Origin of the sequence: Aliivibrio salmonicida LFI1238 (genome assembly GCF_000196495.1) — a bacterium.
Classification (GTDB): domain Bacteria; phylum Pseudomonadota; class Gammaproteobacteria; order Enterobacterales; family Vibrionaceae; genus Aliivibrio; species Aliivibrio salmonicida.
Window position 1 is genome coordinate 345,940 of record NC_011312.1, and the last position, 16,648, is coordinate 362,587.

The window sequence follows — 16,648 nt, forward strand, 5'->3', positions numbered from 1 at the left end:
GCTAAATGTAGAATACGAGGAGCATAGTAGGCGGAAGAGGGAAGATTGTCGATATGGAAATAGTCTGTATGATGGAGGCAATGACTCATTTAGAACAATAAAAAGAGAAGTCTGAAAGGAATTTATGACTCAATCTAATGACGTGCTATTAACATCCACTCCGTTGCCAAAAATATTGGTTATCCTCGCGCATCCCGATCCAGAACATTCGATTGCAAATAAAGCCATTTTAGCGGCTTACCAGCAGTTGCCTCATGTAACCGTACATGATTTATATGCTACTTATCCTGAATTTTTTATTGATGTTGTGTACGAGCATGAATTACTCGCACAGCACGATATTATTGTTTTTCAACATCCGTTATATCTTTATTCTTGCCCTTCTCTGCTAAAAGAATGGATGGACTGCGTACTTGGAAAGGGATTCGCCTATGGTGAGGGAAATGCTCTAAAAGGTAAGCAGTGGCGTAGTGTGATTACTGCGGGTGGTATTGAAGAGGCATTTTCTGAGACGGGTTATAACCAACATTCAATGGATGATATTTTAATTCCGTTTAAGATCACGGCGGCGTTGTGTCAGATGGAGTGGATAACACCGTCAGTGCAATATTGGGCACGTAAAATTACGATAGAAAAAAGACAGTCTTATATTAATGATTACAGAAACTGGTTATTAAATCCTAAGGGAGAACTCTAATGGCAGGCGATTGGCTACATACCAGTGCGATATTTTTAGCTGCTGCTGTGGTTACGGTGCCATTGGCTCAACGATTTGGCTTAGGGGCTGTACTCGGTTATTTACTCGCGGGCATCGCTATTGGACCGTGGGGATTACAACTTATTTCAGATGTTGATGCTATTTTGCACTTCTCTGAATTTGGCGTGGTGCTTCTTTTATTTTTAATAGGCTTGGAACTGAACCCCAATAAATTATGGAAAATGCGAAAACCTATTATTGGTTTAGGCGGCAGTCAGGTGGTGGTGACATCGTGTGTGATCACCGCTGCAATGATGTTTTATGGTTTGGCGTGGCAAGTCAGTGTCGTTATCGGTATGGGATTGGCTTTGTCTTCAACGGCCATTGCGTTACGAGTCATTGAAGAGCGGAAGTTATCTGATTCAGAAAGTGGTCAGTCAGGTTTTGCGGTGTTGTTGTTCCAAGATATTGCCGTCATTCCTATGTTAGCGGTATTGCCAGTATTAGCGGGTGGCGCAAGTGGTAATTGGCTCGATGGATTATGGGTACTCGCCGGCGTAATTGGTATTTTTACGTTAGGGCATTTCTTATTACGTCCATTATTTAGCTATGTTGTTAAAAGTGGCGCGCGAGAACTGTTCACTGTCGCCGCGTTATTGCTTGTTATCGGTGTTTCGGCAGCAATGAAAGAACTTGGGTTATCCATGGCGTTAGGGGCTTTTCTCGCTGGTGTGTTATTGGCCGAAAGTGAATTTCGTCATGAGTTAGAGGTTGCGATTGAACCTTTCAAAGGATTGTTGTTAGGTTTGTTTTTTATTGCTGTTGGTATGTCGGTCAATTTAGGCTTATTACTTCAGTACCCAGTCGAAATAGTCATTGCTGTTACCTTATTAGTGGCATCAAAAGGATTTCTTCTTTACGGTTTAGCTCGAACTTTTGGAACGCAAGCCAAAGCCCGAAGCCAAATGGCGATGATTTTAAGCCAAGGGGGGGAATTTGCGTTTGTCTTGTTTACTGCGGCACAAATGGAAGGCTTGTTGAGTAAGGAATTGACGGCGTTTTTATTAGTGGTGGTCAGTTTGTCTATGATGACGACGCCATTGCTATTGATTGCTCAAGATAAATGGTTTGCAAGAACATTGAACCATGAAGAAGAGATGCCGTTATCTGATTTCACCCACGCCACCCAGCCAAAAGTGATCATAGCCGGTTTTGGTCGATTTGGTCAGATTGTCGGTCGTTTGTTGTTTGCGAATAAAATTAAGTTAACCATTTTAGAAGGGGATCCAAGTCAAATTCGTTTGCTGAGAAAATTTGGTTATAAAGTGTATTACGGTGATGCGACTCAAGTTGAACTATTAAGAGCCGCAGGAGCCGAAAAAGCAGAAGCAATCGTGATTTGTAAAACAGATCCTCAGAAGGTGATGGAGATTGTGGCGTTATGTAAACAACATTTCCCTCACTTAAAAATATTGGCTCGTGCTCGTAGCCGAGTAGAAGCGTATGAGTTACTCAATGAAGGGGTTGATCACTTTTCTCGAGAAACTTTTTATGGAGCCCTTGATTTAGGACGACAAACCCTCACATCTTTGGGTATGCATCCTTATCAGGCCAAGCGTGCAGAGTCGCATTTTAAAAAGTTAGATGTTGCTATGCTAAAAGAATTGTTACCATTGCATTCAGATGACAAAATTCTGGCTTCTAAAGCGAAAGCCGCTCGAATAGAGTTAGAAGAGATTTTTGGTTTGGAAATGGAAAGTGAACGTTCAAACCAGGCTCACTGGGATTAATTTGCACAAGGATATTTACCGTGAAAAAAAGATTCATTGCGGGTGCAGTTTGTCCGTCATGTAAAGTGTCAGACACTCTACGTTGGTGGCAAGAAAGTAATATTGAGCATGTCGAATGTGTGGAGTGTGGTCATATGGATCGCAGAACCCCGAAATCGATAGAAACAAGCAAACACGCTCAAGATGATGTTATTGGTGTATTTAAACCTGAATAGCGTTATCTTTGTGGCAATAAATATCATCCTTTAATGCGAAGTGCATCCGGAGTTAAAATGAAAATTGAAAAGAATGTTGTAGTTAGCCTTGCTTACCAAGTTAAAACTGAAGAAGGCGTTGTTGTTGATCAATCAACAGCTGAAGCACCTCTTGATTACTTACACGGCCACGACAATCTGATTGTTGGTCTTGAAAAAGCACTTGAAGGCAAAGTTGCAGGCGATAAGTTCAGCATCACTGTTGCTCCAGAAGAAGCGTACGGCGAGCACATGGATGAGATGATTCAACGTGTTCCTGCTGATGTATTCCAAGGCGTTGAGCAAATTGAAGTTGGCATGCGTTTCCTTGCTGACACCGATCAAGGTCCAATTCCTGTAGAAGTAACGGAAGTTGATGGCGACGAAGTTGTTGTTGATGGTAACCACATGCTTGCTGGTCAAACACTAGGCTTTGAAGTTGAAGTGATTGCGGTTCGTGCTGCGACTGAAGAAGAAGCAACTCATGGTCATGTTCATCAAGAAGGTGGCTGTGGTCACGATCACGGACACGACCATGATCATGAAGGCGGTTGTTGTGGTGGCGAAGGCCATTCTCACGAGCACAAAGAAGATCATGAGTGTTGTGGTAGCGGTAACTGCTCTAAGTAATCTTTTAAGAACAGAAACGAGGACGCTTCGCTTGAGAGTTTAGGGGCGAGGAAGAGCTTCGTACTGTAGAAATTAAAAAACCGTAGGTGCTGATGCATTTACGGTTTTTGTGTTTTTAGGTTTCTGAGTGCTCGATTTACTCTTCCTCGTCCCTAGAGCGTAGCGTTCTCGACTCTCGCCCCTGCTCTTAGTAATGTGGTGGTGGCGTTTCTTCTGATGCATCCGCCATACTTGACGTATCCATCGTTTTCATTTTGCCTACAACAAATTTCATTTGAACTTGCATGTTGGTGATCAGCAATTGTTGTTGTGATAACGCATCGTTTAATTCATCAATTGTTTGTTCTTGGAACGCCATTTGGCATTCTAAATCACTGATTTTTAGTTCTAGTTGTTTTATGTCTGTTGTCATTCTTCTATCAACCACGCTTGAGCTATTCCGGCTGAGGTGGCTGAAATGACTCGTTGTTTTTTATCAATAGCGACATCATACACTACGGCTGTTGGTGGGCGTGCATCTTTTAGTGGTTCAGCTCGCCATTGTTCTTGTTTCTTACCTGAGGGTATATTCCATAATTTTATCGTACCAGCAGGGGAACCGGTAACAAGATAATTGCCATCATCACTAAAACGGGCAGTAGAAAATACTTGCTGACGAGAAAAAGTGCTCAATGTTGATATTTTTTGACCGGTTTTTAAATCCCAAATAAAGCCTTCATTTCCACCATCGGCAGTTAATGCAAATTTCCCATCACGCTGCAAAGCAATGCGGCTTACTCGTTTATCATGTTCAAAAGTATATATAATTTGCCCTGTAGTGGTATCCCAAAAATAAGCAAAATGGTCATTTCCTCCAGAGAGCGCAAATTTCCCATTTGCAGATAGGGCGACAGAGTTTATTTTTTCTCTATGAGCCAAAAACTCCAAACGGCGCCCCGTTGCTAAATCAATATAAATCGCTTTACCGTTAGATAAACCAAGTAGGACTTGCTGTCCATTACTTGAAATATCGACATCACGGATAATGCCATCAGAGATGGACCATAATCCTTCAGATACGCCCATACCCAAATCCCAGACCGCAAAATTAGTTTGGGTTGCCGTAATAGCAAAACGAGAGTTGTCTGAAATCTTAATATGGGAGACGACAGACTTAAGTTGGTCTTGCTCACCAAAATACGTTAATTCTTTATTCTCAATGAGATCCCAAAAATGGAGGCCACTTTTTTTATTTAATTGAGGATTTTTATCTTTGGGGTGAGGTTTTACATAGAATAAAGCAAACCGTGCGTCTCTACTTAAAGCGAAACTGGTGGTTCCTTCAGGGGCCATCTCCCAACGTTGAACGTCAGAGTTATTAAAGAAACAGCCAGCTAATGTCAGTGTAATGACAAATATTGCAAGGTATTGAGAGATAACGCGCATCAAATTGAACTACTCGTTTGTAATGTGTCTATAAGTACTAGTATATTGTGATGAGCACTATTTCGCATCTTTATCTAAATAATTGAATAAGAAAATGAGGCAGCACCTCAAATAATTCGGAGTTTTGAAATGAAATCTATCTTTAAAGTATCGCTACTTGCTGCAACTGTTGCATTTGTTGTTGGTTGTCAGAAAGAAGAAGCACCAAAAACAGAAGCAACTACGCTACCTGCAAAAATTGAAGCATCAGCAGAAGGCGCAACAGCATCAACATTTGCTTCTGAAGATGAAAAAGCGGGTTATGCAATCGGTGCATCATTGGCTAAATACTTAAACTCTAATTTAGAGAAACAAACAGAACTAGGCTTAGACCTGAAAAAAGCCGATGTGCTTGCTGGCGTAACGGATGTATTTAACGGTAAAGAACGTCTAACTGATGAGCAAATTCAAGGCGCTCTACAAGCATTAGATCAACGTGTTGCTGAAATCGGTAAAAAGAAAGCGGCTGCTGAATCTGAAGCAAATATTAAAGCGGGGGCAGATTATCGTGCTAAGTTTGCAAAAGAAGACGGCGTAATAAAAACGGAATCAGGTCTGTTATACAAAGTACTTACACCTGCTGATGGCCCTAAACCAAAAGACACAGATACCGTTGTAGTTCATTACACTGGTACGTTAATTGATGGCACTAAGTTTGATAGCTCTTATGATCGTAAGCAACCTGCTACGTTCCCTCTTAATGCTGTAATTCCAGGTTGGACTGAAGGTGTTCAATTAATGAACGTGGGTTCTAAATACAAGTTCGTTGTTCCTGCTGAATTAGGTTACGGCGCTCAAGGTAACCAAGCGATTCCTGCAAATTCAACATTGGTATTTGATGTTGAATTGCTAGAAATTAAAGACGCAGCAAAACCTGCAAAATAATCTTAGCGAAGATTAAATAATCTAAACTTTGTTTTAGATCACTGAATTAGCCCCGGCACTTGCTGGGGTTTTTTATTTTCATGCAAATATTCTGATAAACTTGATGGAATTATTTTAAGCAACAGGTTCGATACCTATTTATTGTTATAAATCGGTATTAGGCACTCGTTGGGTAAACAGACGTTAAGTTGGTGAATATGAACATTGAAACGGCTATAGAAGAGCGTTTATCTGAAATGAAGCCATTTACTGAATTTGATCATCATATCTTGCAGTCTTACGAAGCCGTCGTAGATGGTATCGCAAGTTTGATTGGCAATTATTGTGAAATCGTTCTGCATTCACTTGAAGATATAAATAAATCGGCGGTAAAAATTGCCAATGGTGAGAATACAGGCCGTAAAGTAGGTTCTCCAATTACGGATCTTGCTTTGCAAATGTTAAAAGATATTCAAAGATCAAAACGAAATTTTTCTCGTTCATACTTCACTCGTGCAAAGGGTGGTGTATTGATGAAGTCGATTACCATTGCGATCCGTAATGGTGACCAACGAATTATCGGCCTGCTTTGTATCAACATAAACTTGGACGCGCCATTTTCTCAAGTACTGCAATCTTTTATGCCAAGTGAAGAAGCAAATGAAGCCGCTTCGAGCGTCAATTTTGCGAGTGATGTTGATGAACTTGTTGATCAAACGGTAAAACGTACGATTGATGAAATTAATGCAGATAAAGAAGTGGGCAATAATGCGAAGAACAAACAGATAGTGATTGATCTGTATGATAAAGGTATTTTCGATATTAAAGATGCGATTAACCGCGTGGCTGATCAGTTAAATATTTCTAAACACACTGTGTATCTTTATATTCGTCAAAGAAAAATAGAGGATGGTGAGAAGTGAGTTTAACTTATGGCATAGTCGTCAATGGTTCAGCTTATGGCACCCAAGCATCAAGACAAGCGTATCAGTTTTCTAAAGCTTTGATTGAACAAGGTCATACATTAAAAAAAGTATTCTTCTATCAAGACGGAGTGTTAAATGCATCTGCATTGATTTTACCTGCAAATGATGAAGTGAATATTACACAAGCGTGGCAACAACTTGCGAGTGAACATTCTATTGAGTTGGAAACTTGTGTTGCGGCGGCATTGCGTCGTGGTGTGATAGGGGAAGAAGAAGCAAACCAGCACAAACTTTCTCAACATAACTTAGCATCAGGCTTTCAACAGGCAGGACTCGGTGGTTTAGCGACTGCGTTGTTACGTTATGATCGTGTAATTCAATTTTAATCACTTGGTTATCAGTCATTAGGAACATAATGAATAGACTTGGATTTGTATTTCAAAGCTCACCGCATTCAACGACCCAAGGAAGAGAGGGGTTGGATGCTATTTTAGCCGCATCTGCTTATAGTGACGATATTCGCATATTTTTCGTTGGTGATGGGATTTTACAATTACTTAAATCACAAAAACCAGAGATGATTTTATCTCGTGATTATATTGCTGGGTTTAAAATGCTGGAATTGTATGATCTCGACGATATATTTGTCGACAAAGCGGCGTTAGCAAATCGTGGTATTACAGAAAGTCATTTATTGATAGATGCTCATCTTATTTCTATTGAATATTTAAATGAAAAATTGTCACAATGTGACCAAGTAATGGTGTTTTGAGGGGAACGTATGCTTCATATTTTGACTAAAGTAGAAAACCTTCAAACAGTACGAATGAATGAATTACCGATTAATAAAGAATCAGATAGAGTACTTTTAACGAAAGATTGCGTATATGCAGGCATTAATGATCATAAAGATCATTCTGTGATCCTTTCTTTTAAACAGTGTTATATTTTGCAAGAAGATGCAGAGGCAAGAGGCGTTTTATCACTAATTAATAATAAAATTCAATTAGTTAATTACTCTTCTTTTGTTGTTTTAACCCAAGAGCACTCACCGACAGTGACTTGGTAACTGTCCGTGTTTTTGTCTAAATAACAGTTATTTTTAAATTGTTTATTAATAGTGCTGTATATTTCTTGACACATATCACGTTCAGCCTTAGAATTTCGCGTCCCTATTTCTATAGGGCTATAGATTTTTCAAAAGTTTTCGAACCCCTAATCAGGAGCTATTTTAATGGCAACTATTAATCAGTTGGTACGCCAGCCACGTGCAAAGCAAGTTGTTAAAAGCAACGTGCCTGCGCTAGAAGCGTGTCCACAAAAACGTGGTGTATGTACTCGCGTATATACTACTACTCCAAAAAAACCGAACTCAGCGTTACGTAAAGTATGTCGTGTTCGTCTAACTAACGGCTTTGAAGTTACTTCATACATCGGCGGTGAAGGTCACAACCTTCAAGAGCACTCAGTTGTTCTTATCCGTGGTGGTCGTGTTAAAGATTTACCAGGTGTGCGTTACCACACCGTTCGTGGTGCACTTGACTGTGCAGGCGTAAACGATCGTAAGAAAGGTCGTTCTAAGTACGGTGTGAAACGTCCTAAGTCTTAATGCTTCTTTTATAAGAAAGCGTTAAGTAAGGCCAAACACTAAATAATTTATTATTTTGATAAAACTGAAAAGTTTTGGATAAAACCTGAAGAAGACAACGGAGATATTCCATGCCACGTCGTCGCGTAATAGGCCAACGTAAGATCCTTCCAGATCCTAAGTTCAAATCTGAACTGTTGGCAAAATTTGTAAACATCGTAATGGTTGACGGTAAGAAATCAACTGCTGAAAAAATCGTTTACGGTGCACTAGAATTAATGGCTGAGAAATCTGGTAAAGATCACTTAGCTGTATTCGAAGAAGCTCTTGAAAACATTCGTCCATCGGTAGAAGTTAAATCTCGCCGTGTGGGTGGTTCAACTTACCAAGTTCCTGTAGAAGTACGTCCGGTTCGCCGTAACGCACTTGCTATGCGTTGGTTAGTTGAAGCTGCGCGTAAGCGTGGTGAAAAATCTATGGCTCAACGTCTTGCTAACGAAATGTTAGACGCGTCTGAGAACAAAGGTACTTCGGTTAAGAAACGTGAAGACGTTCACCGTATGGCTGATGCTAACAAAGCGTTTGCTCATTACCGCTGGTAATACCGAAGGTGCAGCAGTTCTTGCTGCACCTTACTTCCTTCTTTCCCATTTAGTTATACACTTAGTTATTATTGCTATTTCAGTGCAATTGCGTCGGAAATAGCAATAATCCCTAAGATAAGAGGATACAACTGTGGCTCGAAATACACCTATTGAGCGCTACCGTAATATCGGTATCTGTGCCCACGTAGATGCAGGTAAAACTACAACTACTGAGCGTATTCTGTTCTATACTGGCCTTTCTCATAAAATCGGCGAAGTTCATGATGGTGCTGCTACCATGGATTGGATGGAGCAAGAGCAAGAGCGTGGTATCACGATCACTTCAGCTGCAACGACCACCTTTTGGCGTGGTATGGATGCACAATTCCAAGATCACCGTATTAATATTATTGATACTCCAGGGCACGTTGACTTCACTATCGAAGTAGAGCGTTCACTGCGTGTTCTTGACGGTGCTGTTGTTGTATTTTGTGCTTCATCAGGTGTTGAACCTCAATCTGAAACCGTATGGCGTCAAGCTGATAAATACGGAGTGCCTCGTATCGTCTTCGTTAATAAGATGGACCGTGCTGGCGCAGATTTCTTACGTGTGATTGAACAAATTAAAAATCGTCTTGGTGCAAATCCTGTTCCTATCCAATTAAACATTGGTGCAGAAGAAGATTTTGGTGGGGTAATTGACCTTATCAAGATGAAAACAATCAACTGGAATGAAGCCGATCAAGGCATGACTTTCTCTTATGAAGAGATTCCAGCTGATATGCAAGAGCTTGCAGACGAATGGCGCCTAAACTTAGTTGAAGCGGCAGCGGAAGCGTCAGAAGAACTGATGGATAAATATCTTGAAGGTGAAGAACTGACAGAGGCTGAAATTAAAAATGCATTACGCACACGAACTATCAATAATGAGATTGTTCTTGCGACTTGTGGCTCTGCATTTAAGAATAAAGGGGTTCAAGCGGTACTTGATGCCGTTGTTGAATTCCTACCTGCACCTATTGATGTTCCTGCAATCAAAGGTCTTGATGAAAATGACAATGAAGTTGAGCGTCATGCTGACGACAACGAACCATTTGCAGCACTAGCATTTAAAATTGCAACAGACCCGTTTGTAGGTACGCTGACCTTTATTCGTGTTTATTCTGGTGTCGTTAATTCTGGTGATGGCGTATATAACTCAGTAAAACAAAAACGTGAACGTTTTGGCCGTATTGTTCAGCTTCATGCAAATAAGCGTGAAGAAGTGAAAGAAATACGAGCGGGTGATATCGCTGCTGCAATTGGTTTAAAAGACGTAACTACAGGTGATACTCTGTGTGATCAGAACGCGAAAGTGGTTCTAGAACGTATGGAATTCCCTGAACCAGTGATTCAAATTGCGGTTGAACCAAGAACGCAAGCTGACCAAGAAAAAATGGGTGTAGCGCTTGGTAAATTAGCGGCAGAAGATCCTTCTTTCCGTGTTGAAACGGACAAAGAATCAGGACAAACATTGATTTCTGGTATGGGTGAACTACACCTAGATATCATTGTTGATCGAATGAAGCGTGAATTTAGCGTTGAATGTAACGTAGGTAAACCTCAAGTTGCTTACCGTGAAACTATCCGTGGTAAAGCGGAAGTTGAAGGTAAATTCATTCGTCAATCTGGCGGTCGCGGTCAATATGGTCACGTATGGCTAAGAATCGAGCCAGCTGAACATGATGCAGGTTTCGTATTCGTAGATGAAACTGTTGGTGGTAGTGTTCCTCGTGAATATATCAGCTCAGTAGCAAAAGGTATCGAAGAGCAAATGCATAACGGTGTGTTAGCAGGTTATCCTGTTCTCGACGTTAAAGCGACGCTGTTTGATGGTTCTTACCACGATGTTGACTCCAATGAAATGGCGTTCAGAATCGCGGGTTCAATGGCGTTCAAGAACGGTGCACTAGAAGCGCAGCCTGTTATTCTTGAACCTACAATGAAAGTTGAAATAACCACTCCAGAAGATTGGATGGGTGACGTGGTTGGTGATTTAAATCGCCGCCGTGGAATGATTGAAGGTATGGACGACGGTGTCGCTGGCCTGAAAATTATTCGTGCTCAAGTACCACTTTCTGAAATGTTTGGTTATGCAACATCTCTTCGTTCGGCGACACAAGGCCGTGCATCATATTCGATGGAATTCTCAGAGTACGGCGAAGTACCTAAGAATGTCGCGGATAGAATTATGGGGTGAACGCGGATAAAATACTTTACACTATTGCGCCAAAGTCAATTGACGCATAAAATAGCAAATTCTGGCGCGCCTTATCATTGTCGGATAGGGTGCCTCATAACTAGGAAGGAACACGATCGTGTCTAAAGAAAAATTTGAACGTACGAAACCGCACGTAAACGTTGGTACAATCGGCCACGTTGACCACGGTAAAACAACTCTAACTGCTGCTATCTGTACTACACTTGCAAAAATTTACGGTGGCGTAGCTAAAGATTTCGCATCAATCGATAACGCTCCTGAAGAGCGCGAGCGTGGTATCACAATCTCAACTTCTCACGTTGAGTACGATACTCCTGCACGTCACTATGCACACGTTGACTGTCCTGGACACGCCGATTATGTTAAAAACATGATCACTGGTGCTGCTCAAATGGATGGTGGTATCCTAGTTGTTGCTGCAACTGATGGCCCTATGCCACAAACACGTGAGCACATCCTACTTGGTCGTCAAGTTGGTATTCCTTTCATCGTTGTGTTCATGAACAAATGTGACATGGTTGATGATGAAGAACTTCTTGAGCTAGTAGAAATGGAAGTTCGTGAACTTCTTTCTGAATACGATTACCCAGGTGATGATTTACCAGTAATCCAAGGTTCAGCTCTTGGCGCTCTAAACGGCGAAAAACAATGGGAAGATAAAATCATTGAGCTTGCAGAAGCTCTAGATACATATATTCCTCTTCCTGAACGTGCTGTTGACATGCCTTTCCTACTTCCTATTGAAGATGTATTCTCAATTCAAGGTCGTGGTACAGTTGTTACTGGTCGTATCGAACGTGGTATTCTACGTGTAGGCGACGAAGTAGAAATCATTGGTATCAAAGAAACTACAGTTTCTACATGTACTGGTGTTGAAATGTTCCGTAAACTGCTTGACGAAGGTCGTGCTGGTGAGAACGTTGGTGCACTTCTACGTGGTACTAAGCGTGATGACGTTGAACGTGGCCAAGTACTTGCTGCTAAAGGTTCAATCAACCCACACACTAAATTTGAGTCAGAAGTATACGTTCTTTCTAAAGATGAAGGCGGCCGTCATACTCCTTTCTTCAAAGGCTACCGTCCACAGTTCTACTTCCGTACAACGGATGTAACTGGTGATATCACACTTCCTGAAGGTGTTGAAATGGTAATGCCTGGTGATAACGTTCAAATGACGGTTGAGCTAATTGCTCCAATCGCAATGGACGAAGGTCTACGCTTCGCAATCCGTGAAGGTGGCCGTACAGTTGGTGCTGGTGTTGTTGCTAAAATCTTCGCTTAATAGCTAAAGATTTTGTGATAATCGCATAACTAAAAAAGGGAAGCTTAGGCTTCCCTTTTTGTTATTTGGTGTATAGAGAATAGGGCGGTTACTTAGAGAGTTAAAATTTGAAGGTCAATAAAAAGCAATCCCCCGGATTTTCTTTATTAACGTGTTATGTTGAAATAACAAAATCAGTTCAAGGTAAGGAATTTGAATGTTGCTGAGTTAGCATTGGCCCGTCTAAAAAAGCCAATTTCACCATCGCTGTTTTTTTAAAAGGTATCGAAAATATAATTATCGGGGATTTTATAACTGTTTTAGCCCTATTTCATGAGTTTTAGATACACTTATCCTACAAACCTTATTATGCTGCCCTCAATTCTGACTGAACTATCGCATGGGTGACTAAATCATTGACCGAATTTCCGACTCGGAAATTCGTAAACACCAGACGACTTTCACATAAAATACATTCGTACGGATCTACTTTTACATATCCTTTTAACATTGCGGCATACCCTGGCATTTTCGGCTCAGCTTCTATTGTCATACCTAAAGCTGCATAAACTCTAGGCAGAGCTTCTCCACGACGACGCATTGATAAAAAACCGTAGTATCGGATCCTCTTGAAATGTTTATCAAGATAGTGCTCTACTATCCGTCTTATCATCTCTTCTGGTGATAATGTTAGGCTGTCTGTTGTTCCTGTTCGATGGTCTAAATAATTAAACGTTATCATTCCGCCTTTGGCGTAATGACTTAAACGTGACGCTGAAATTGGGGGCCGTTTTAAATACCGACCAAGATAGTTCATCGTCGGTTTTACATTATTTGTCTTTTTAGCAAAATGAAGCTTCCAACGACGATTATATTGACTGCTTAAAAAGCGTGACCAATCCGTTTTATTACGGATATAGGGGCATTCTTCGCTTGATAAATCAAGCTCATAATAAGCCTTACCCAATAAACTGACGATAGCCGCTCTCCAACAAGGCTCTGTCGTTTTCATTTGGAAGTAAATGGGTTTCCATAAACCGGTACGTTCACAAATTCCCCCACGAGTGACGTAAGCGTGCGGGGAACTACACCTAACAAATAAAATTCATTATGCGTATCTTACGATCTTTCATTTAACGAGAACGTAATTATGCAAAAAGATAAAAAGAGAACACCAGAGCAATGGCACGCTCTATTTGAATCTCAGCAATCTAGCAAGCTTAGTGCCGCTGAATTTTGTCGTAACCATAATATTCTGCCAAAGACATTTAGTGCACGTAAAGCACGATGGAAACAAAAGATTAACGCTTCTACTTTCTTGAAAGTAGAAGCGTTAACATCAACTATCATCGCCACTCCACAATTACCAGATATTCAACTTTCTATCGGAAAATTGCGATTAACATTGCCAGCTACTGAACCTCACTGGATAGGACTCTTATTAAAAGGGTATCAATCATGAATGTATTTACTGATGTTTCCACCATTTATCTTCATCGTGATTTTGTCGATTTTCGCAAGGCCATTAATGGCCTTGTCGTGATTGTTGAGCAAGAAATGCAACTATCACCGTTTAGTGATGCTCTATTTATATTTTGCAATAAGCCTCGTGATAAACTCAAAATATTGTATTGGGATAAAACAGGATTCGCTTTATGGTACAAGCGATTAGATGAAGACCGCTTCAAATGGCCACGAAATATAAATAACGATACGTTAGCATTATCAGAGCAGCAACTGACACTGCTATTACAAGGTTTTGATATCTTAGGACATCAACCGGTACATTATCAAACAACCCTTTAAATAGTTGATTCTCAGTCAAGAATAGGAGGCAACCGATTGATTACCTGTATTATCGTTATATAACCTGAATTCTGGATAAAACATGCTTTAAGCGAGGATTAGTTCAAATTCACATTCTGATAGCTTAATTCGTGGCTTTTGTTTTTTTAAACAATAAGCCACAACGCCTGAAATTACATTTAGCATGAAACCAGTCACGCTACGATGACGGCTATGTTCAATTTGAGAGATATTCTTCAATTGGTCATTTATCGTTTCGATAATGTATCTCTTTGATAACATAGCCTTATCAAAAGCACTTATCTCTTTTGCTTTCATGTTTTTTCGCGAGGTAGTCACTAAATCGACATCAGAGTTCTTTAAGCTCTCACTCAACTTTTTACCTATGTACCCTTTATCAGCGTACAATTTCCCCGAGAGTTCTTTGCATAAATCAGGTACAGGAGTCCTATCATTTACATTGCCAGCTGTGATTTTCAGCGAAATAATTTCTCCAAGATGGTTAATCAATAAATGAAGTTTGAAGCCGAAAAACCATCCCATGGTACCTTTTCCTCTTTTCGCAACACCATCAAAGACTTTATGGCGAGGAATTCGAATGTTATGGCATACTTTAAGACTCGTGGAGTCAACAAAAGCAATGCCAGTCGGCTTACCTTTGATAGATTGAAAATAGGCACACATTGGGGCGATTAGGCTAGGCATTTTGCTCACAAATCGAGTGTAGCTAAGTAAATTTGGAAAGTATCCTTTCCAATATTGATGAACTAACCCGATATAGAAGTTCTTGAAATCTCTATGATTTGATTGATGAAAAGCGATGACAATAGTCATACATTCACTAGTAGACATTACTGACTGACGTTTTCTTTTTCTCTCACTAGCCTCAACAAGGTATTTTTCCCATTGAGATAAGAATTGATAACAAAAATCATCGACATCACAAAATATATCAACTAATTTATTCATCTTGCCCACCTTTTAAAATACGTTCAAATAATTCTTGGTCGAAAGATCTGATCGTTAGGTGGGCAATTAGTTCAGCCTTATCCAGAATTCAGGTTATATAGTCATCTACATGACTGATAAAATAAAACCACTTCCTGATACCATTGACGAGCTGAAAGCACTTGTGCTTCAGCTTGAAAATAAATATAACCGTCTTCTAGAGCAATTTCGACTGGCTCAACATCAGCGCTTTGGTAAAAGCAGTGAATCTGACTCGACTCAATTTGATTTATTCAATGAAACAGAAGAAGAAATCATCATTGAAAATGATGACACACAAACGATTACCTGAAGACTTACCGCGTACTGTTATTATCCACGACATAAAAGATAAAACTTGTAAGTGTTGCGGTCTAGAGATGCATGCGATGGGTAAAGACATCAGTGAAAAGTTGGAATTTGTACCAGCTAAAGTGGAAGTTATTCAACATGTTCGTCCTAAATATGCTTGCCGAAATTGTGAAAAAAACAATACTTCAGTAGACATTAAACAAGCCCCAATGCCAGCGTCACCAATCCCTAAAGGGATTGCGACCGCAAGTTTACTTGCTCAAATTATTACGGCTAAATTTCAATACAGTCTTCCACTTTATCGTCAAGAAACGTTATTTCAGCAATGGGGTATCATTATTGGACGGCGAACGATGGCGGATTGGTTAATAAAATGCTCGGTACTATTTACCCCTCTTAATAACGAGTTACATCGTATTTTGCTTGAACAACCCACTCTGCATTGTGATGAAACAACGGTAAATGTGTTGGATGTTGAAAAAGCAAAATGTTATATGTGGGTCTACTGCTCTGGCTATGATTCTCCAGGCTCTGGTGTTTTGCCTGGAATTGTACTTTATGATTATCAATCTAGCAGGCATGGCTACCATCCAGTTAACTTTTTAAAAGGTTATAACGGGTATTTACATACCGATGGTTACCAAGGTTATGAACAAACTGAAGCGATTTTAGTTGGCTGTTGGGCACACGCACGTCGACGATTTATTGAGGCTCAACGTGTTCAAGTAAAAGGGAAAACAGGGAGTGCAGATTGGGTATTGAGTAAAATCCAAAAGCTATACCGGATCGAATCGTTATTAAAAGAGGCTTCCCCTGAAGCCAAGTATGTTGCTAGGCAGACAGAAGCCCGCGATTTACTTAAAGAGCTCCGTGATTGGCTTGATAGCGCAGTTAGTCGAGTATCACCTAAAACAAAATTAGGTGAGGCGATTAGCTATACATTAAATCAATGGGATAAATTAGTTCGTTATATTGATGATGGATTGTTATCTATTGATAACAATCGAGCAGAGCGAGCGGTTAAACCGTTTGTTATCGGCCGGAAAAACTGGTTATTTTCGGGTTCAACGGCTGGTGCAGATTCAAGTGCAATGCTTTACAGCATTGTAGAAACAGCAAAGGCAAACGGATTAATCCCTTACGATTATATTAGGTATTGTCTAGATCGTTTATGTGTTGGATCGCCAGATATCGATTCACTTTTACCTTGGAATGTAAAAGACAAGGTGTAGTTCCCCGCACGCTT

The 16,648-nt window shown here is 40.4% G+C and carries 18 protein-coding genes and 2 pseudogenes; 16 read left to right on the plus strand and 4 right to left on the minus strand.

The genetic code is table 11. From position 1 onward, the window contains the following. The first annotated feature begins 124 nt into the window (after window positions 1–124). The 4 genes from kefG to slyD are packed head-to-tail and all read left to right on the plus strand — an operon-like array spanning window position 125 to window position 3,350. Window positions 125–697 (plus strand): glutathione-regulated potassium-efflux system ancillary protein KefG, encoded by a 573-nt coding sequence (gene kefG / locus VSAL_RS01765; RefSeq protein WP_012549134.1) that lies wholly within the window; start codon window positions 125–127, stop codon window positions 695–697. Continuing rightward, window positions 697–2,487, plus strand: a complete 1,791-nt coding sequence (gene kefB / locus VSAL_RS01770; protein WP_012549135.1) for a glutathione-regulated potassium-efflux system protein KefB — start codon at window positions 697–699, stop codon at window positions 2,485–2,487. The genes kefG and kefB overlap by 1 nt, the downstream gene beginning before the upstream one ends. Window positions 2,488–2,507: 20 nt before the next feature. Further along, window positions 2,508–2,702: a YheV family putative zinc ribbon protein gene (locus VSAL_RS01775; RefSeq protein ID WP_012549136.1), complete on the plus strand. Its 195-nt coding sequence runs from the start codon at window positions 2,508–2,510 to the stop codon at window positions 2,700–2,702. 57 nt (window positions 2,703–2,759) lie between these two features. After that, window positions 2,760–3,350, plus strand: a complete 591-nt coding sequence (slyD, locus tag VSAL_RS01780; protein ID WP_012549137.1) for a peptidylprolyl isomerase — start codon at window positions 2,760–2,762, stop codon at window positions 3,348–3,350. Window positions 3,351–3,537: 187 nt separating this feature from the next. On the opposite strand, the gene VSAL_RS01785 is transcribed toward slyD, so the two are convergent. Further along, the gene (locus tag VSAL_RS01785) at window positions 3,538–3,762 is read right to left on the minus strand and encodes a SlyX family protein (RefSeq protein ID WP_012549138.1); all 225 of its coding nucleotides are present in this window, start codon (window positions 3,760–3,762) and stop codon (window positions 3,538–3,540) included. After that, the gene (locus tag VSAL_RS01790) at window positions 3,759–4,775 is read right to left on the minus strand and encodes a WD40 repeat domain-containing protein (RefSeq protein ID WP_012549139.1); all 1,017 of its coding nucleotides are present in this window, start codon (window positions 4,773–4,775) and stop codon (window positions 3,759–3,761) included. Before VSAL_RS01790 ends, VSAL_RS01785 begins: the two co-directional genes overlap by 4 nt. Window positions 4,776–4,904: 129 nt before the next feature. Here VSAL_RS01790 and fkpA point away from each other — a divergent pair, with 129 nt between their 5' ends. The 9 genes from fkpA (at window position 4,905) to tuf (ending at window position 12,318) form a co-directional block, all read left to right on the plus strand. Further along, window positions 4,905–5,699 carry an FKBP-type peptidyl-prolyl cis-trans isomerase gene (gene fkpA / locus VSAL_RS01795; RefSeq protein WP_012549140.1) on the plus strand — a complete coding sequence of 265 codons (795 nt, stop codon included), beginning with the start codon at window positions 4,905–4,907 and terminating at the stop codon, window positions 5,697–5,699. 197 nt (window positions 5,700–5,896) lie between these two features. Then, window positions 5,897–6,601: a helix-turn-helix transcriptional regulator gene (locus VSAL_RS01800; RefSeq protein WP_026025264.1), complete on the plus strand. Its 705-nt coding sequence runs from the start codon at window positions 5,897–5,899 to the stop codon at window positions 6,599–6,601. After that, entirely contained in the window at window positions 6,598–6,990 is a 393-nt protein-coding gene (tusD, locus tag VSAL_RS01805; RefSeq protein WP_012549142.1) for a sulfurtransferase complex subunit TusD, read from the plus strand. Before VSAL_RS01800 ends, tusD begins: the two co-directional genes overlap by 4 nt. Window positions 6,991–7,019: 29 nt before the next feature. Beyond that, window positions 7,020–7,376 carry a sulfurtransferase complex subunit TusC gene (gene tusC / locus VSAL_RS01810; RefSeq protein ID WP_012549143.1) on the plus strand — a complete coding sequence of 119 codons (357 nt, stop codon included), beginning with the start codon at window positions 7,020–7,022 and terminating at the stop codon, window positions 7,374–7,376. A 9-nt stretch (window positions 7,377–7,385) separates the two neighbouring features. Next, window positions 7,386–7,673 carry a sulfurtransferase complex subunit TusB gene (tusB, locus tag VSAL_RS01815; protein WP_012549144.1) on the plus strand — a complete coding sequence of 96 codons (288 nt, stop codon included), beginning with the start codon at window positions 7,386–7,388 and terminating at the stop codon, window positions 7,671–7,673. 165 nt (window positions 7,674–7,838) lie between these two features. Next, complete coding sequence (rpsL, locus tag VSAL_RS01820) at window positions 7,839–8,213, plus strand: 30S ribosomal protein S12 (RefSeq protein WP_012549145.1); 375 nt, start codon at window positions 7,839–7,841, stop codon at window positions 8,211–8,213. Between the two features lie 110 nt (window positions 8,214–8,323). Further along, on the plus strand, window positions 8,324–8,794 hold the full coding sequence (gene rpsG / locus VSAL_RS01825) for a 30S ribosomal protein S7 (protein WP_012549146.1): 471 nt from the start codon (window positions 8,324–8,326) through the stop codon (window positions 8,792–8,794). Between the two features lie 133 nt (window positions 8,795–8,927). After that, complete coding sequence (gene fusA, locus VSAL_RS01830; protein ID WP_012549147.1) at window positions 8,928–11,015, plus strand: elongation factor G; 2,088 nt, start codon at window positions 8,928–8,930, stop codon at window positions 11,013–11,015. 118 nt (window positions 11,016–11,133) lie between these two features. After that, complete coding sequence (gene tuf, locus VSAL_RS01835) at window positions 11,134–12,318, plus strand: elongation factor Tu (protein WP_012549148.1); 1,185 nt, start codon at window positions 11,134–11,136, stop codon at window positions 12,316–12,318. Window positions 12,319–12,664: 346 nt separating this feature from the next. On the opposite strand, the pseudogene VSAL_RS01840 reads toward tuf, so the two are convergent. Further along, window positions 12,665–13,375: pseudogene (locus tag VSAL_RS01840) on the minus strand (IS91-like element ISVsa9 family transposase); the annotation flags it as partial. A 72-nt stretch (window positions 13,376–13,447) separates the two neighbouring features. Here VSAL_RS01840 and tnpA point away from each other — a divergent pair. After that, window positions 13,448–13,759 carry an IS66 family insertion sequence element accessory protein TnpA gene (gene tnpA, locus VSAL_RS01845; protein ID WP_012549149.1) on the plus strand — a complete coding sequence of 104 codons (312 nt, stop codon included), beginning with the start codon at window positions 13,448–13,450 and terminating at the stop codon, window positions 13,757–13,759. Beyond that, window positions 13,756–14,103, plus strand: a complete 348-nt coding sequence (gene tnpB / locus VSAL_RS01850) for an IS66 family insertion sequence element accessory protein TnpB (protein WP_012548924.1) — start codon at window positions 13,756–13,758, stop codon at window positions 14,101–14,103. The genes tnpA and tnpB overlap by 4 nt, the downstream gene beginning before the upstream one ends. An 87-nt stretch (window positions 14,104–14,190) precedes the next feature. Here the strand turns inward: tnpB and VSAL_RS01855 are convergent, their stop codons facing one another. Continuing rightward, window positions 14,191–15,072 carry an IS982-like element ISVsa6 family transposase gene (locus VSAL_RS01855; protein ID WP_012548944.1) on the minus strand — a complete coding sequence of 294 codons (882 nt, stop codon included), beginning with the start codon at window positions 15,070–15,072 and terminating at the stop codon, window positions 14,191–14,193. A 109-nt stretch (window positions 15,073–15,181) separates the two neighbouring features. Here VSAL_RS01855 and tnpC point away from each other — a divergent pair. Next, window positions 15,182–16,634 (plus strand): annotated as a pseudogene (gene tnpC, locus VSAL_RS01860) (IS66 family transposase). Window positions 16,635–16,648: the final 14 nt, after the last annotated feature.

Excerpts from the sequence above, each read along its gene's own strand:
- kefG (WP_012549134.1), top strand. The coding sequence starts at position 125 with ATGACTCAATCTAATGACGTGCTATTAACATCCACTCCGTTGCCAAAA.
- rpsL (WP_012549145.1), top strand. The coding sequence starts at position 7,839 with ATGGCAACTATTAATCAGTTGGTACGCCAGCCACGTGCAAAGCAAGTT.
- tnpB (WP_012548924.1), top strand. The coding sequence starts at position 13,756 with ATGAATGTATTTACTGATGTTTCCACCATTTATCTTCATCGTGATTTT.
- tusB (WP_012549144.1), top strand. The coding sequence starts at position 7,386 with ATGCTTCATATTTTGACTAAAGTAGAAAACCTTCAAACAGTACGAATG.
- slyD (WP_012549137.1), top strand. The coding sequence starts at position 2,760 with ATGAAAATTGAAAAGAATGTTGTAGTTAGCCTTGCTTACCAAGTTAAA.
- VSAL_RS01785 (WP_012549138.1), bottom strand. The coding sequence starts at position 3,762 with ATGACAACAGACATAAAACAACTAGAACTAAAAATCAGTGATTTAGAA.
- VSAL_RS01790 (WP_012549139.1), bottom strand. The coding sequence starts at position 4,775 with ATGCGCGTTATCTCTCAATACCTTGCAATATTTGTCATTACACTGACA.
- kefB (WP_012549135.1), top strand. The coding sequence starts at position 697 with ATGGCAGGCGATTGGCTACATACCAGTGCGATATTTTTAGCTGCTGCT.
- fkpA (WP_012549140.1), top strand. The coding sequence starts at position 4,905 with ATGAAATCTATCTTTAAAGTATCGCTACTTGCTGCAACTGTTGCATTT.
- VSAL_RS01800 (WP_026025264.1), top strand. The coding sequence starts at position 5,897 with ATGAACATTGAAACGGCTATAGAAGAGCGTTTATCTGAAATGAAGCCA.
- tnpA (WP_012549149.1), top strand. The coding sequence starts at position 13,448 with ATGCAAAAAGATAAAAAGAGAACACCAGAGCAATGGCACGCTCTATTT.
- rpsG (WP_012549146.1), top strand. The coding sequence starts at position 8,324 with ATGCCACGTCGTCGCGTAATAGGCCAACGTAAGATCCTTCCAGATCCT.
- VSAL_RS01855 (WP_012548944.1), bottom strand. The coding sequence starts at position 15,072 with ATGAATAAATTAGTTGATATATTTTGTGATGTCGATGATTTTTGTTAT.
- tusC (WP_012549143.1), top strand. The coding sequence starts at position 7,020 with ATGAATAGACTTGGATTTGTATTTCAAAGCTCACCGCATTCAACGACC.